Origin of the sequence: Singulisphaera chitinilytica, from assembly GCF_049331405.1 — a bacterium.
Classification (GTDB): Bacteria; Planctomycetota; Planctomycetia; order Isosphaerales; family Isosphaeraceae; genus PoT.
This window is the reverse complement of record NZ_CP186274.1, coordinates 7,301,650-7,318,663: the sequence shown is the minus strand read 5'-3', so window position 1 is coordinate 7,318,663 and position 17,014 is coordinate 7,301,650. Positions and strand designations below refer to the sequence as shown.

Annotated in this window: 9 protein-coding genes; all 9 read left to right on the top strand. The window is 64.2% G+C overall.

Annotated features, from left to right (window positions below):
* The first annotated feature begins 61 nt into the window (after nucleotides 1–61).
* The 9 genes from ptsP to ACOYYX_RS28540 all read left to right on the top strand — a co-directional run bounded on the left by ptsP (nucleotide 62) and on the right by ACOYYX_RS28540 (nucleotide 17,003).
* A complete protein-coding gene (ptsP, locus tag ACOYYX_RS28580) occupies nucleotides 62–1,831 on the top strand; it encodes a phosphoenolpyruvate--protein phosphotransferase (RefSeq protein WP_422926072.1) in 1,770 nt (589 codons plus the stop codon).
* 245 nt (nucleotides 1,832–2,076) lie between these two features.
* A complete protein-coding gene (locus ACOYYX_RS28575; RefSeq protein ID WP_422926070.1) occupies nucleotides 2,077–2,907 on the top strand; it encodes a hypothetical protein in 831 nt (276 codons plus the stop codon).
* 184 nt (nucleotides 2,908–3,091) lie between these two features.
* The gene (locus ACOYYX_RS28570; RefSeq protein WP_422926068.1) at nucleotides 3,092–4,078 is read left to right on the top strand and encodes a hypothetical protein; all 987 of its coding nucleotides are present in this window, start codon (nucleotides 3,092–3,094) and stop codon (nucleotides 4,076–4,078) included.
* A gap of 208 nt (nucleotides 4,079–4,286) precedes the next feature.
* Nucleotides 4,287–5,129: a hypothetical protein gene (locus tag ACOYYX_RS28565; protein WP_422926066.1), complete on the top strand. Its 843-nt coding sequence runs from the start codon at nucleotides 4,287–4,289 to the stop codon at nucleotides 5,127–5,129.
* Nucleotides 5,130–5,798: 669 nt separating this feature from the next.
* Nucleotides 5,799–10,268, top strand: a complete 4,470-nt coding sequence (locus ACOYYX_RS28560) for a PQQ-binding-like beta-propeller repeat protein (RefSeq protein WP_422926064.1) — start codon at nucleotides 5,799–5,801, stop codon at nucleotides 10,266–10,268.
* A gap of 144 nt (nucleotides 10,269–10,412) precedes the next feature.
* Nucleotides 10,413–11,492 carry an AAA family ATPase gene (locus ACOYYX_RS28555; protein WP_422926062.1) on the top strand — a complete coding sequence of 360 codons (1,080 nt, stop codon included), beginning with the start codon at nucleotides 10,413–10,415 and terminating at the stop codon, nucleotides 11,490–11,492.
* Between the two features lie 28 nt (nucleotides 11,493–11,520).
* Entirely contained in the window at nucleotides 11,521–12,348 is an 828-nt protein-coding gene (locus ACOYYX_RS28550) for a DUF58 domain-containing protein (RefSeq protein WP_422926060.1), read from the top strand.
* A 40-nt stretch (nucleotides 12,349–12,388) separates the two neighbouring features.
* Complete coding sequence (locus tag ACOYYX_RS28545) at nucleotides 12,389–14,587, top strand: BatA domain-containing protein (RefSeq protein ID WP_422926058.1); 2,199 nt, start codon at nucleotides 12,389–12,391, stop codon at nucleotides 14,585–14,587.
* 16 nt (nucleotides 14,588–14,603) lie between these two features.
* A complete protein-coding gene (locus tag ACOYYX_RS28540; protein ID WP_422926056.1) occupies nucleotides 14,604–17,003 on the top strand; it encodes a VWA domain-containing protein in 2,400 nt (799 codons plus the stop codon).
* Nucleotides 17,004–17,014 lie beyond the last annotated feature (11 nt).

The following is a 17,014-nucleotide window of genomic DNA, read 5'->3' as shown; positions in this document are numbered from 1 at the left end:
AGCCGATTCGTGAGTGAGTTCATTGGTCTCGACGTCCCGAGTTTGCTAGACTGAGCGTGCCATGCATAAGGGAATCGCGGTCAGTCCTGGCGTCGTGGTGGGGATCGCCTACCGAGTCGATTCGGTCTTCGGGACGAGCGAGCCGCAAACGCTCGACCATCCGGAGCAGACGGTCGACGAGATCGCGCGTTTCGACCGCGCCGTCTCCGTTTCGGCCACCGAACTCGAGGGGATCATCACCAAGGTTGCGCAACAGCTCGGCAGTGCCGAGGCCGACATCTTTCGGACCCACCTCCAGATCGTCAATGATCAAACGTTGGTCACCAAGGTCCACGCGCTGATCGAGTCGCAACAACTGACTGCGCTCTCGGCGCTACAGATTTTCCTGCAGGGTTACGCGGCGAGCTTCGCCAGGGTCGAGCAGGATTACTTCCGCGAGAGGATGGCCGACGTCCGAGACGTGATCCTCCGGATTGGCTCACACCTGACGTTGCATCCCCCCGTCGCTCCCAACGCCGCACAGACGAACGGCCACGGCGAGGATCCGCTCATCCTCGTCGCGCACGAGATCCTCCCGAGTCAAGCGATGAGCCTCGGCAACCTGCCGATCGCGGGCATCGTGACCGAGACCGGCGGCGGGACGAGCCACGCGGCGATCCTGTCGAGGAGCCGGGGCATCCCTGCGGTGGCCGGCGTCGTCGGCATCACCGGAGACGTCCGCTCGGGGGATGTGATAATAGTCGACGGCCGCGATGGCCTAGTGCTGGTCCGCCCCGACAGCGAGACGACCTCCGCCTATCGCAAGCTCCAACGCGAGTTCTTCAACCTGAAGGATCGCCTCGTCCTCAACCGCGACGAGCCCGCCAAGAGCTCCGACGGAGCCCAGATCGAGCTCCTCGCCAACATCAACAACCTGGCCGACACCCAGGCCGCGGCCAAGGTGGGAGCGACGGGCGTCGGGCTTTTCCGGACGGAATACCTATTCCTCACGCACCAGGACGTGCCGGATGAGGAAGAACAGTACGAATACTACCGCCAGATCATCGAGGACTCGCCCAACCGGACGGTGACGATCCGGACCCTGGACCTCGGAGGCGATAAGACCGTCGCGTACCTCGGGCGTCGCAGCGAGGCTAACCCATTCATGGGCTGGCGGTCGATCCGACTCTCCTTCGAACATCCTCGTCTCTTCGAGCGTCAGATTCGCGCGATCCTCCGCGCAGGTCGGCATGGAAAAGTGAACATGCTTTTCCCGATGATCACGACCCTCGAAGAACTCCGATACGTGAATAAGCTCGTCGAGGAGACGAAGCGGAACCTCCGGCGGGAAGGCGTCCCCTTCGGCGAGGACGTCAAGACCGGCGTCATGGTCGAGGTCCCCGCCGCGGCCGTCTGCATCGACGCGATCCTGCGCGAGACCGATTTCATCTCGATCGGCTCCAATGACCTGATCCAGTACCTCGTCGCCGCCGACCGGGATAACCCGAAGGTCGCCCACCTCTGCGAGCCCCTGAGCCCGGCGATCTTCCGTGTCCTGCAGATGGTTCTCGACGCCTGCCAGCGCACCGGTACGCCGGTCACGCTCTGCGGCGAGATGGCCGGCCAGCCGCGTTCGGTCCTCGCCCTGTTCGGTATGGGCCTCCGCCGCTTCAGCATGAGCCCGGCCTTCGTCCCGACGATCAAGGCCTTGCTCGCCTCGGTCACCACCGCACAGGCCGAGCGGTTCGCCCACCAGGTCTTGCAACTCAAGACGAGCGAAGAGATCAAGGCGTACCTGACCTCGCGTCTCCATGAAGTCTCGAGCATGCTCGAGGTCTTCGACTCGGTCTGAAACATTGGCTCAGGGTCATGAGACAGGGACTGTGAACGTCCGGCCTTTGGCACGGCGGGGTTGTCTCGCGCCCTTGCTGCCGTTAGCCTTATCGAGTGCGGGCCGCAAATTGCAGCATGCCTCGGATGGAGGGTCCACCAACCGAGCTAAAAATATCGCTTCGAGCACGTTTTGATCCGAAGCGAGCATTTTGCGATAAGCTCGAAGGTGGCGGCGCGGTCCTCGGCTTCGAGGGGGAGTGGTTGATGGCGAAACGCCTGAGTGTGAAGGAAATCCTGGAGGCCGCGCGAAAGGCTGACTCAGAAAAGCAGGCCACATCCACGTCCCGCGAATCGGCATCGCCTGAAGATTCCACTCCTAACTCGACGGAAGAAGCAACGAGCGGTGTCGAGTCGGCCCCTGCGGAACAGAACGTCGAGCCGACGAGTCGTTCTCTGACTTTGAAGGAAAAGCTGGCCGAGGCCCGCAGCGCCGCCCCGACGAAGCCTCAGGTCTCGGCTCCGGTGACGGAAGGGACGAGCGGGATCGAGTCGGCAGCCGCAGAGCAGGAGGCCGTGCCTGCTCCATCGAATCGCCCCCTGACCATGAAAGAGAAACTGGCGGCGGCTCGAAGCGCCGCCCCGGCGAAGCCTTCGAATGAGACGGCGGTAGATACGGCGAACCCGACCGAGGTTGCTACAGCGGAGCAGGGGACCAAGCCCCCGTCGCGGCCGCTGACCATGAAGGAAAAGCTGGCCGCGGCGCGAGGCATTGCCCCGACGAGCGGGGGATCCTCGAGTCCCGCTCAGGTCGCCGGCATCGAACCGGCTCCTGCTGAAGAACCGGTAAAGGCTCGGCCGCTGTCGATCAAGGAGAAGCTGGCGGCGGCTCGCGGTGGTGCGGCCTCGACGGCGAGTTCCCCAAAAGCCCAAGCGACCTTCTCGGCCGCCGAGGTCCTGCCACTAGCTCGTGGGGAACCGGAATATCGCCCCGTCTCTGATATGACCGACCCGCATGAACTGGCGGCAGCCCTCCGACGCAAGGCCGCGAAACTCGCCGCGGCTTTGGCACTCGAGCCATCTTCGGTGAAGGCCTGACCAAAGTCCGGCGCATATGCGACTCTCGCCTCCGAGAATCAGGGACCCGATTGACGGGGAGTCGGTCGCCCGCTCTGATGATGTTTGTCACCTGATGACCGAAGCCTGGTTCTGATCGGGCAAGGCACGCGATGATGACCCACCAAGACATCAAACCTTAACGATACATCTGAGGAGAGTCCCGATGCTGTGGAAGCGGAGTCAGCGGCAGTCGCTGCTCGGTCTGGGCCTGGCGGGAATGCTGGGTGTTCTCGCAGTTGGTTGCGGCGGTCAGCAGGAAGAGACCAGCGACGCTGAAGTCGTGGTCGCCCCCGACGGCTCCTCGGCAAATCCGGCCGAAACGCCGAAGGAAGCAGCTGCGCCAACTCCGGCAGCGACGCCCGCGGAGCCCGCTCCTGCACCCGCTGCCACTCCGACGCCCGAGCCGGCTCCCGCGGCTCCCGCCAATCCCGGCGCGTCCGCGGCCGGCGAAGGTTGGGGCACCCTGAAGGGCAAGATCACGTTCGATGGCGCCGAGCCCGCGGTGAAGGTCCTGGTCGAGAAGGGCCAGGCGGTGAAGGACCCGGACTTCTGCGCCGCGGATGGGACGATTACGTCGGAGCGGCTCGTCGTCGATGGGGCCACCAAGGGGGTGAAGAATGTCTTCGTCTACATCCCCAAGCCGACGGCGGTGAACCCCGAGGCCCAGTCGGCCGCCCTCCAGGCCGAGGTCGTCTTCGACCAGGATAAGTGCGTCTTCAAGCCCCACGTCCTCGCCGTGATGGCCGGCGCGAAGATCCAGATGAAGAACAGCGACCCGCGGACCCATAACATCAACTCCAAGCTCCGCAACAACGGCACGAATCCGTCGCTTTCGGCGGGGGCTTCCGAAGTCTTCCCGGTCCTGAAGCCGGAACGCAGCCCGGGCGAGGTCGAGTGCAACGTCCACCCCTGGATGAAGGCCTACTGGATGGTCACGGAGAATCCCTACTTCGCCGTGACCGACGCCAAGGGGAACTTCGAAATCAAGAACGTCCCCGCCGGCACCCAGAAGGTCGTGGTCTGGCAGGAGTCAGTCACCGGCGGAGGCTTCGTCACGCCCGCGACCGGCGAGAGCGTCAACGTGAAGCCGAACGAAGAGACGAACTTCGAGCTCAAGATCGACGCGGGCAAGATCCGGCCCGAATCCTGAGAGGCTCACACCGGTCCGACCAGGAGCGGTCGCTCGAGGCTGTGAGGGAGGATCACCTCGGCAAGGGGTGGGGCCTCCCTCTTTCGCGTTTTAAGTGAGGGCTACGCGCCACTTGTGGAAAATGTTAGGATTCAGTTCCTGCCTTTAATTCGAGGCGATGACCGTTTCCCACCGATTGGCAACTTCCACTCCAAGAGGGTCATCCGTGATGAGTTTTGTCTCGCGCTGCCTGTTCGACGTGCGACCGTGGTGTGTCGGTCTCTCGGCGGCCTTCGCCGTGTCGGCCATGGCCCTCAGCTCGGCGGTTGCGGTCCCTCCCGCGACCTCCCTCGCGACCAGCGTCCCGGCCCAGTCCGGCACGGGCACGATCAAGGGCCGCCTCGTTTGGGGTGGCGCCACCGCTCCCGAAGCCAAGGTCCTGGAAGCCGTGGGCAAGGCCTCGAAGGATCCGGAAGTCTGTGCGAAGACGGAGCCGATCGTCTCGCAGCAGCTCGTGGTTGATCCCAAATCCAAGGGCGTGAAGTTCGGCTTCGCCTACGTTGTCAAGCCGAAGGGCACGCCGGCGAGCGCGGTCGCTGAGATCGTCGCGAAGACCCCAAAGATTGAGATCGACCAGAAAAACTGCGAGTACATCCCCCACGTCACCGCCGTCGCGGCCGGGCAGACGGTCGTCTTCAAGTCGAGCGAGTCGGTCAATCACAACGTCCACTACAACTCGTTCAGCTCGGGCTTCAATCAGATCCTGTCGGGTAACGGCAAGTTCGAGAAGAAGCTCGCCGTTGAGAAACGCCCCGTCAAGGTCACCTGCGACCTCCACGGCTGGATGGACTCTTACGTCGCCGTGTTCGATCACCCCTACTTCGCCGTCACCGGTGAAGATGGCTCGTTCGAGATCAAGAACGTCCCGGCCGGTGCCCAGAAGTTGATCGTCTGGCAGGAGAAGGTCGGCTACGTGAATCAAGGTATGGCTGCCGGCATGGCCGTTACGGTCAAGGCTGGCGATACCGTTGACGTGGGCGATGTGAAGATCGACCCCGCCAAGGTGAAGTGATTCAACCTCTGAGTCTATGACGAATGCTTTCAACCGTCTCGCCGCAACCCAGCGTTGCGGCGAGACGATTTCGCTTGCCCTCTCGACACTCTGCTAAGAATGTCGCGATTCCGAACGTCATCTTAGGGGCTCATACGACTCAACGGCCTGAAACTGCTTGCCTCCGTTGGAGAAATGCCCGGAAAATGGACCCTGGATAGGTCACGCAAGACTTGCCTAATTCGATAGGCCAGCGGTTTTGATAGCTTACACAAAGTAGAGGATTTGACGACGAAAGCATCGAATCAGAACGATTACAGGCCAAGCACAAATGCCTCAAGAGCAGGCACAAAATCATTGTCTCCTATGCAAAATTCGATTTGAATGTGGAGAGAACCCGTCATGGTCGTGGACGGTATTTGATTTGCTGTTGCATTCGGCGACAATGTTCGTGTCCAATACTAGGGATGTGGGATGTCCGTGCAATAATCTTTCAAATCTGCCCGAATAACAGGCGGAGGCATGGTTGCCTACCACTCGGGTTTCCACACTTTCCCATCCCGACCTAGGTGCACTTAGAGCCGATTGCGGAATTCGCAGACCATGAGTTTCCGAGATTTGATGCGCCGGGACTGTTATCCCCTGCCTTGATCGCCCGATTGTGGCGGATTGGGCAAGGAGGGCCTATCAATGATCATGATCCGACCGGCTCGGGCAACACGATCCACACTGATTTTCGGGGTCTTCCTCGCCCTCTCCTGTCCCTTCCCATCACAGGCCCAGCCTCAACCGCCGCCCCGTACGGTCACCAAGTTCTACCCGGATTTTAGCGATACCGCCGACGCACTCCTGCGCAATGCGGCGAGCCATGCTCGCGACCGCCAGTGGGCGGAAGCGATCGACATCTATCAACGCGTGATCCAGCAGTTCGGCGAGAAGGTCGCCCGGCTCCCCAAGGAGGAGGCTGAGGAGGAGCGTGCGCCCGGCGAGTCGGTCCTCTACGTGGACCTCCGCAACTTCTGCCAGCGTCGGATCGCGGCCTTGCCCCCCGAGGCCCGGGCAATCTACCGGTCTCGGGTCGATGCCCAGGCCGAGCGTTGGTATCAGCAGGGCACGACGTCCCGGGACCGATCCTCGCTGCGAAGGGTGATCGACCAGGCCTTCTGCAGCTCTTGGGGGGATGACGCCATCAACCTGCTCGGCGACCTGGCCTTCGAGGACGGTCGCTTCGACGAAGCCCTGGCGCTCTATCGGCGGCTCGTCCCCGATCCGTCGGCCCGAAAGCCGGCCCTGGCACATCCCGACCCGGACGTTGACATGGCCCGCGTCGCCGCCAAGAAGCTCCTCTGCCAGGCGGCCCTAGGCGAAGGACCGCAGCCGCCGGCGCTCGAAGCGTTCGGCGCCGCCTATCCGGGAGCTTCGGGCGAACTCGCCGGCCGCAAAGGCTCCTATCTCAAGGCATTGACCGAGGCGTTGAGCACCGACCACCTGGCACCGCCCGCCCAGCCCGACGGCCGCTGGCCGACCTTCGCGGGCTCGCCGACACGGACGAAGATCGTTCCCGGGAACGTCGATGTCGGCTCGATGCAATGGCGAGTGGAACTCCCTTCCTTCGACCAGGCCAAGTCGCACTACAACATGCGAGGTTTCCCCCGACCGATGGGGATGTCCCAGCCTGCGATCCCCAAAGATAGACTGCTGATGTATCACCCGATCGTCCTGGGCGATCAGGTGATCGTCGCCACGGACAACCGCATCCAGGCTTATAACCTGAATGCCCGACCCGAGGGGACAGCGGTAGGACCAAGCGTCAGCGTCCGCCCGGTCTGGGAGGCGCCCCCTGAAGGGCAGGAGACTCCCACGGCCACGGCGACCATGCCGCTCACCACGGTCCCGCGTTATACGCTCACCGCGTTTGGTGATCGAATTTATGCACGGCTCGGCCCCCCGGCCTCCCAATTCATGATGGGAATGGGGGGTCCGCGAACCTCAGTCCAGAGCAAGATCGTCGCCGTGGATCGGAGCACCGAGGGGAAGATCCTCTGGACGAAGATTTCCGCGGAGATCACCCTGCCCAAGAGCCCGCAGGATGGCATGAGCCGCGTCAACTTCGAGGGGACGCCGGTCGCGGACGGACGCAACGTCTACGCGGCGATGACGGACCGTCGCGAGCAAACATCGACGTATGTAGTCTGCCTTGACGCGGAAACCGGGAATTTACGCTGGGTCCGCTACCTCGGTGCCGCCTCGACCGACAACGAGAACATGATCGCCGGCTTCGGCATGGCCGGGATGAACATGGGAGCCTCAGGGCTCAATGATTTCGGCCACAGGCTCCTGAGCCTCGACGGCCCGACCATCTACTACCAGACGAACCTCGGGGCCGTGGTCGCGCTCGACTCCGACACGGGCTCGGTCCGCTGGGTGGCCACCTATCCGCGGCAAGATCGACTCGAAGGGGGCGCGAATCACTCGAGGGATCTGAACCCCGCCATCGTCCACGATGGCCTCGTCATGGTCGCGCCCGATGACGCGAACTGCCTCTATGCCTTCGACGCCGAGAGCGGTCGGCTCGCCTGGAAGTCCAAGCCCATCCCGGCGGAGGTCAAGCTGGCGCACCTCCTCGGCGTCGCCAAGGGGCATCTCGTCGCGACCGGGGATCATGTCGTCCTCTACGACGTCAAGACGGGGGACCTCTTCTCAATGTGGCCGGACAACGGCCATGCCTACGAAGGGTTCGGCCGAGGCCTGCTCGCCGGCGACCGGATCTACTGGCCCACCAAGAATGAGATCCACGTCCTTGACCAGTCGACCGGGGTTCGTTCCGACCCCCCGATCAAGCTCCAGGAGTCATTCCAGACGACCGGGGGGAATCTGGCCGTCGGCGACGGGTATCTGATCGTCAGCCAGCCCGATGCCCTCGTCGTCTTCTGCCAGAACAGCCGCCTGATTCAGCGCTATCGCGACGAGATCGTCAGGGCTCCCGACCGGGCCTTGAACTACTACCGCCTTGCGCAAGCGGCCGAGGCGACGGGCCAGGACGACCTCGCGCTCGAGTCTCTGACGACGGCGGCTAGCAAGGTCCGGCCCTCCGACATGATCGACGGCACATCGCTTTCCGACGCCACGCGAGACCAGCAATTCCGCCTCCTCATGCGTCTGGGGTCGAAGGCCAAGGGCGATAAGGCCTGGCCTGTCGCGACCGGGAAGTTGCAAGCCGCCTCGACCGTCGCCCGATCGGATCGGGATCGGCTCAATGCATTGTTGACCCTGGCGGATGTTCAACTGGAGAGTGGCGAGCCTCGCGACGCGGTCGCCACGCTCCAGGGGCTGCTCGCCGACGAGCCCTTGAGGTCACTCAGCGTGGCTTCAGAAGGAGGGCAACGCCTGATCCGGGCCGACCTTTTGATTGCCGACCGCCTCAACACCATCCTCCGTGCACACGGCCGGAACTATTACGCCGAGTTCGAGCGCGAGGCCCAAGACCTCCTGCAACGGGGCAAGTCCGAGAAGGACACTCGGCTCCTCGAAGAGGTCGGCCGCAGCTATCCTGCGTCGGAGGTGGTGGCCGATTCGCTCCTGGCACTCGGACAGCTTAGCGACTCGCTGAACAGGCCCGCGGAAGCCGCCCACGCTTATAAACGGCTCCTGGCCGTATCGCCCAATGCGTCGCTGAGGGCGCGAGCCCTCTGGGGTCAGGCGCAAGCCTATGAGGCGCAAAAGCTCTGGGTCCCGGCCCGCGAGGCCTATCTCGACGTGCAGGCACGCTTCGGGGAGGTCCACCTCGACGATTTCCCCGCCGATGCGAGGATCTCGAGCCTGGTCGCGGAGCGTCTCGGGCGTGCACCTTTCGACCAGATGCTCGCCGAGCGTTCCGAACCGAAGCTCCCCATCCCCCTCGTGAAACGGTGGGGTCGCACGCTCCCGCACTCGGTCCGCCCCATCGCGGCGGCCGGAAGCCCCCCCTCAAATGAAGGGAGCCGGCTCTTCCTCGCCAGAGGCTCGGAGTTGAGTGCCGTCGATCCCAGGGAGGGAAGCTCGCTCTGGAGCAAGGAACTGAGGGGGACGACGACCTGGGTGGGATACCTCGCCGACAAGATCATCGCCGCATCCGAGAACCGGATCTACGCCCTCAAATTCGACAACGGATCGATCCTCTGGACTTATGAGTCGGGCGGCGGCTCGAAGGAGACGAAGGGGGCAAACCCCTTCGCCAAGGAGCCGCCGGGCGTCAAGCCGGCCGACAACACGCCCAAACTCCTGCACGACTTCCAAGTCGTGGGGGACCGCGTCTTCTGCCTCAGGGGCGAGGGGGAGTTGGTAGCCCTCGATGGCGACTCCGGGCTGGTCGACTGGGCCTATTCACCGACCGCCGGCACGATCAATCCGCTGATGCTCATCGGCCCCCAGCGCGTGATCGTCCAGCTCCGCAAGCCGAATGCCATGCTCGTGCTCGAGACGGGCTCTGGGCGACGGCTCGGCGAGTTCCCGCGAGGGGGTGACGAGGATTGGGCGCGGACTCCCTTGCTGATCGACGACGACCACGTCGTACTCGTGCCAGACCGTCGGACCGTCGAGCTCTTCGACCTCCATCGTGGGGTCGAGTCGTGGGTCTTCCGCGAGAGCCGAGAGCTCCCCAAGAACGGGCCGCCGCGGCTCCTGGGGGGCTCGGAACGTCTGTTCGTCATCCACGACGGTTCGGAGCTGATCCGGCTCGATCCGGCCACGGGGACCAAGCGATGGTCGCGCCCGCTCGGCTCCGAGAACCTGAGCGAGCGCCCTGACGCTACGGCCATTGATAATGAACATGTCTACTGGACGAGCAACCGTACCTTGCGGGCCGCGTCCCTGGAGGACGGCAAGCTGATCTGGTCGTCCTACCTGCTCGGCCCCGAGTCTTACTGGTCGGTCGCCCTGACCGAGCGTTGCGTGATGGGCTATCCGACGTTGGGGGATTCCGGCGAGAATGAATTGACGAGCCTGCCGCTCGTCTTTCGCAGGCGCGACAATGGGGAGCTCGTCCAGAGGATCCTACTCCCCGTCGGGTCCTCCGAGGTCGCCGTGAGGCTGAATCCGCAAGGGGCCCTGGTGGCCAGCCGCGGCGGGATCTGGACCCTGGGCGAACGCAAGAAGGCGGAGGTTGCCCCCAAGTCTCCCTAGTCGAATCGGGCGAGAGGCCGACTACAATCGTGCTCGGCGAGCCGGGTGGGACTATTCCGGCGAACCCCCTCGACATAGACTCGCTCTTCCACTCCCGGCCCGATCTACAAGGCCGGGGAGTTCGGTGAATAAGGAGGTCTCGGCGTGAGCGACGGAAACCCAACGGAACCACTTCAAGAAGATGACCTCGCGGCCGTGACGCGGCTCCGCGACGCCTTCTTCCGGCTCAAAGGGGAGATGGGCAAGGTCATCGTCGGCCAGCAATCCGTGCTGGAAGAGTTGCTGATCGCCATCTTCGCCCGAGGCCACTGCCTGCTCATCGGCGTCCCCGGCCTCGCCAAGACGCTGATGATCCACACGCTGGCCGACGCCCTCAACCTCAGTTACAACCGCATCCAGTTCACGCCCGACCTGATGCCGTCCGACATCACCGGGACCGAGGTCATCCAGGAGGATAAGGCGACCGGCGTCCGCCAGTTCAAATTCCTCCGCGGGCCGATCTTCGCGAACATCGTCCTCGCCGACGAGATCAACCGGACGCCCCCCAAGACCCAGGCCGCGTTGCTCGAGGCGATGCAGGAGCGGCAGGTCACAGTCGGCGGCGAACGCCACCGGCTGCCCGACCCGTTTTTCGTCCTGGCGACGCAGAATCCGATCGAGCAGGAAGGGACGTATCCGCTCCCCGAGGCCCAACTCGACCGATTCATGCTCAACATCCTCGTCGACTACCCCGAAGAGGAAGAAGAGCTGAACATCGTCAAGCTGACCACCTCGACGGTCAAGACGGCGATCACCAAGGTCCTTGCCGGCTCCGAGATCCTCGAGTTGCAGGAGATCGTCCGCAAGGTCCCCATCGCCGACCACGTCGCCCGCTTCGCGGTCAGGCTCACCCGGATGACCAGGCGCGACAAGCCCGAGGTGCCCGACTTCATCCGCGATTACGTGAGCTGGGGTGCAGGCCCTCGAGCGAGCCAGTATCTTGTCCTCGCCGCCAAAGCCCGCGCGGTGCTTTACGGCCGGTTCCACGTCTCGACCGACGACATCCGCGCCGTGGCAGGCCCGGTGCTGAGACACCGCATCGTGACCAACTTCAACGCCGAGGCCGAAGGATTGAAGCCCGACGATATCGTCAAGCGGTTGGTGAAGGCCGTCCCCGTCGACGAGCATGAGGCCGAGCAAAGTGGAAAACTCCCCAAGATCTTTAGATCCACAAACGCTAGCTAGCATCGAGGGCCTCGACCTCAAGGCTCGCATGGTGGTCGAGGGCTACGTCGCCGGCATGCACCCCAGCCCCTATCACGGGTTCTCGGTCGAGTTCGCCGAGCACAGGGAGTACGTGCCCGGCGACGACATCCGCCACGTCGACTGGAAGGTCTGGTCCAAGACCGACAAATTCTATCTCAAGCAGTACGAGGAGGAGACGAACCTCCTCCTGTACCTGCTTTTGGATACGAGCGAGTCGATGGGCTACGCCTCCGGCAGGAACGTGTCGAAGCTGCGTTATGCGCAGTACGTCTCCGCGGCCCTCGGATACCTCGTGCTCCAGCAGCAGGACTCGGTCGGGCTCGCCATGTTCGACGACATGGTTCGTCGCTACATGAAGCCCGCCGGGCAGCCGTCGCATCTCAAGGAAATCATCCACCTGATGGATGTGACCCCGGCGCGGCAGAAGTCGGACCTCGGGATCGTCTTCCACGACCTGGCCGAGCGGTTCAAGAAGCGTGGGATCATCGCGGTCTTCTCCGACTTCTTCGACGAAGTCCCGAGGATCATCGCCGGCCTGAAGCACCTGCGGCATCGCCGGCACGAGGTCATCGTCTTCCACATCCTCGACCCGGCCGAGATCGAATTCCCGTTCCGCGACACGACCCTCTTCAAGGGGCTCGAGGGGATGCCCGAGGTCCTCACCGAACCCCACGCCTTGCGCAAGGCGTATCAGGAGGAGCTCAACGCCTATCTCAACGAGATGAAGCGCGGATGTCGGACGATCGACATCGACTATGTCCCGATGAGGACCGATCAGGAGCTCGACGTGGCCCTATCGACTTACCTCGCCGCGCGAGCGACCCGCAGCCGCTAGTCCGTGGCGAAACCAGGAAGGAACCGGCGAGGAGCCGACGTTGCACGTCCCCATCATCTTAGCCCTGAACTTCGCGAACCCGGTCCTCCTCTGGGGCCTCGGGGCGGCTTCGATCCCGATCCTCATCCACCTGCTCAACAGGCGAAAGCATCGCGAGGTGAACTGGGCCGCTATGCGGTTCCTGATCGCCGCCATGCAGCGCAATTCGCGGCGGATCAGGGTCGAGCAGTGGCTCCTCCTGCTCGTGCGGACCCTGATCATCGTCCTGGTCGTCTCGGCGATGGCCAAGCCATTCCTCGAGAGCCTCGGGGCCTTGCCGATCATCGCCGGGCGCCGGAGCCATCACGTCCTCGTGCTCGACGGCTCCCTGAGCATGGGCTACAACGCGACCGACGTCTCGCGATTCGAGCAGGCGAAGAGCCTCGCCGCCCAGTTCGTCAAGGACTCGAGGCGAGGCGATGCCATGAGCATCGTCCTCATGGCCGACCCGCCCAGGGTCGTGATCGGCGACCCTTCGCCCAACTACGCGGAGGTCCTCAAGGAACTCGAGCAGATCACGCTCCCCCACGGCGGTACCGACCTCGCCGCGAGCTTCGAGGCGATCGTGCGGGTGCTCGACGCCTCGTCGATCCCGCAGAAGGAGGTCGTCTTCCTGACCGACCTCCAGACGTCATCCTGGAAGCGCCCGGATGGGTCGCGCGACGAGGCCTTCAAGAACGCCCTCGCCAAGATCAACAAGCACGAGGCCCGCTCCGTCGTCATCGACCTGGGGAAGGGGGGCGAGGAGAACCATGCCGTCACCGACCTCAAGCTCGACCCGCCCATCGTGACGGCGGGGAACCCGATCCGCGCCCGCGCCACCTTGCGGAACTTCGGGGGCTCGGCCTCCGCGAGCGTGAAGGCCCAGCTCGTCGTCGACGGCCAGCTCGGACCCGAGGAGATGGTGACCGTCCCGCTCGGCGAGGAGACGCCGATCGACTTCTCGCACACGTTCGCGACCCCGGGCGAGCACATGCTCGAGGTCCGCATCGACGAGGACAAGCTCAAGCTCGACAACCAACGCTGGCAGGCGATCCCAGTCCGCGAGTTCCTCCGCGTCCTGCTCGTCGACGGCCACTTCAAGCCGGAGCCGTTCCAGGCCGAGACGGACTTCCTCTCGCAGGCACTGAGCCCGCCGGCCGACTCGAATGGATCTCCCTCGGCGATACGCGCCGAGGTCGTCTCCGAGTCCCAGTTGATGCGGTCGGACCTGACCCAGTTCGACGCGGTCCTGCTTTGCAACATTGCCCAGTTCACCGAGGCGGAGGTCTCCACCCTGGAGGAGTACCTCAAGCAAGGGGGAGGGGTCGTCGTCTTCGGCGGCGATCAGGTCGTCCGCGACAACTACAACCGGCTCCTCTACGCCGACGGCAAGGGTTTACTTCCCGCCGCACTCGGCCCCAACGTGGGGAACGCGGCGGCGAAGCAGGCGTCGTTCGGGCTCGACCCTCTCAAGTATGCTCACCCGCTCGTTTCCGACTTTGCCGGCGAGAAGGAGTCGGTTCAGGCGAGCCTCACGGGGGCCCGGACTTATGAGTTCCACAAGCTGACGCTGCCGAAGGGCTCGATGGCCAAGGTGGCACTGGCCTTTGACAACGGCGACCCCGCGGTGATCGAAGTCCCCCGGAGCCGGGGGACGGTCATCCAGGTGGCGACCTCGGCCGACACCGGCTGGACGACCTGGCCCTTGCACCAGAGCTTTCCGCCGGTCATGGAGAAGATCGTGCTCGAGGCCGCAGCCGGCCGGCTCTCCGAGCGGAACGTCAAGGTCGGCCAGCCGCTCGACCAGGCCTTGCCGGGCTCCGGGGCGGGGGCAGCCGTCTCGGTGTCCTTGCCCGACGGCAGGACCTTGCCCTCGAAGCTGCAGGTCGACGGAGGCGTCAGCCTGCTCCACTTCGAGGAGACCGAGGTCTCGGGCCCGTACCAGGTCAAGGTCGGGCCGCCGCTGGCCCTCGAAAACGTCTTCGCCGCCAACCCCGACCCGGCGGAGAGCGACCTCGCCAAGTTCGACAGGTCGGGACTTGCCGAGGCCTTGCCCGGCTGGAAGTTTGCTTATGTGACGAACTCGAAGGAGCTGTCCAGGAACGCCGGGTCGGTCAGCCATCGGGGCGAGTTGCATCGCCCCATGCTCATGGCGGTCCTCGCGCTCCTGATCGTCGAGTCGATCATGGCCTGGTATTTCGGCCATCACTCCAACTAGCTGAGGATCGACGGACGTGCTCGATTGGTTGCTCACACGATTGGCGGATCGCCTCGGAGTCCAGCCGGCGGAGGCCGGCGAGGCGATCGTCCCGCATATCCGCTTCGAACAGCCGTGGCCGCAGGTCGTCACGCTGCTCGTCATCCTCGGCGCCTCGGCCCTGATCATCTGGCTCTATCGTCGCGAAGGGGACGTGCCCATCATCTACAAGATGGGGCTGGCGACGATCCGGATCACGCTCCTCCTGCTGACGATCTTCATGCTGTCCGAGGCGGTCCTCTCCGTCGAGCGCACGGGCTTGCCGTACTTCGTCTTCATGGTCGACGACTCGGCGAGCGGCCAGATCGTGGACCATTTCGAGGATCCGAAGGTCAAGACCGCGCTCGGCGAGTTGACCAAGCAGGCCGAGCCCACCCGCCTCGCGGTGGCCAAGTCGTGGCTCTCGAAGGACAACGCGAAGGTCATCCAGGAGATCCAGAAGCAGAACAAGGTGAGGTTCTACCTCGTCTCCTCCTCGGCCCGGATGCTCTCCGAGATCGATAAGCCGGCGAACATCAAAGAATCCCTCGACAAGATCAACGGGGTCGAGGCCTCGGGGGGCCAGAGCCGCCTCGGCGCGGGGGTCCGCCAGGTCCTGACGGAGCTGCGTGGCGTGCCCCCATCGGCGATCGTCCTGTTGAGCGACGGCCAGACCACCGACGGCGAGAGCCTCTCGAAGGCCGCGGAGTTCGCCTCGCGCAAGGGGGTGCCGATCTATACCATCGGCCTGGGGAGCTCCGAGGCCCCCAGGGACCTGGAGCTGACCGAGTTGCTCGTCGATGACGTCGTGTTCGTCGACGACCTCGTGCGGTTCCAGGCGAAGCTCCAGTCGCGAGGCTTCGCGGGGCAGGAGGTCGTCGTCAAGCTCATGGAGCGGGACAGGACGTCGGCCGACCCCAAGGCGAGTCGCGAGCTCGAGCGGATCAAGGTCACCGTGCCGCCCGACGGGCAGCCCAAGCGGATCGAGATCGGACATCGACCCAAGCGGATCGGCGAGGTCGTCTACACACTCGAGGTGGACTCGCTGCCGAGGGAATCTCAGGCCGACAATAACCGCATCGAGCGACTCGTCAACGTCCGCAAGGAGAAGCTCAAGGTTCTACTCGTGGATGGGGAACCGCGGTACGAATATCGCTACCTCAAGAACTATCTCGAGCGTGAGGAGACGATCGACCTCAACGTCGTCCTGCTCTCGAGCGACCCCGAGTACAACGAGCAGGATCGCGTCGCCCTGCCGACGATCCCCGCCTCCAAGGAAGACCTCTTCGCCTATGATGTCATCCTCATGGGCGATGCCGATTCGAGCTTCCTGAGCGCATCGCAGATGCAGAACATCGCCGACTTCGTGACGGAGAAGGGGGGCGGTATCCTCTTCGTCGCGGGCGAGAACTTCGACCCTCTCAGCTACAAAGGGACTCCCCTCGAGTTCCTCCTGCCGATCGAGCTGGGCGACGCCCGCAACCCGTCGGCCGTCGGCAACGCGATCGCGGCCTTCCGGCCCGAGCTGACCGTCGAGGGACGCAGCTCGCCCATCTTCCGATTCGGAGATGATGAAGCGTCGAGCGCACAGATCTGGCAAGGGCTTCCCGAGTTGTTCTGGCACCTCGAGGCGCCTCGGAAGAAGCCGGCGGCGATCGTGCTGGCCGAGCACCCCACGCAGATGGGATCCGACGGCAAGCTGCCGATCTTCCTCTATCAGTTCGTCGGCTCGGGCAAGTCGATGCTGAACGCGGTGGACGACACCTGGCGCTGGCGTTTCCGCGTGGGAGACCGCTACTTCGGCCGGCTCTGGATCCAGACGATCCGCTTCCTGGCCCGCTCCAAGCTGACCGGACAGAAGAAGGCGGAGATCGAGACCGACCGCAGGCGGTATCAGCGGAACCAGCCCATCCAGGTCCGGGTCCGGTTCCCGAACCCCGCGATCGCGCCGACGGGGGGCGAGGTCTCGGTTCAGGTCGAGCGCAAAGGGCAGGCCCCCAAGCGGCTCACCCTGAAGCCTTCGCCAGGCACCCGCAACCTCTTCGAGGGGACGCTGCCGCAGGCCTCCGAGGGGGAATATGAGGTGCGGCTCATGCCGCCGCCCGCGCTCGATCCCCCGGTCCCGCCGGCTCAGTTCCGCGTCGATGCACCCGCGGGGGAGATGGAACGCGTGCAGATGAACGAGGCCGAACTGCTACGCGCCGCCACCACGTCCGCGGGCAAGTACTACACCCCCTACGCGACGGCCAGTTTCCTCAAGGATCTGCCCAGGCCGCAGAAGGTCCCGCTCGACACGGATCCCCCGATCCCGCTCTGGAATACCTGGCCCGTTTTGACCTTGTTCCTATTCCTGATCGGGATGGAATGGGTTTTGAGAAAACGCAAGCAGATGGTATAAATATCCCTATG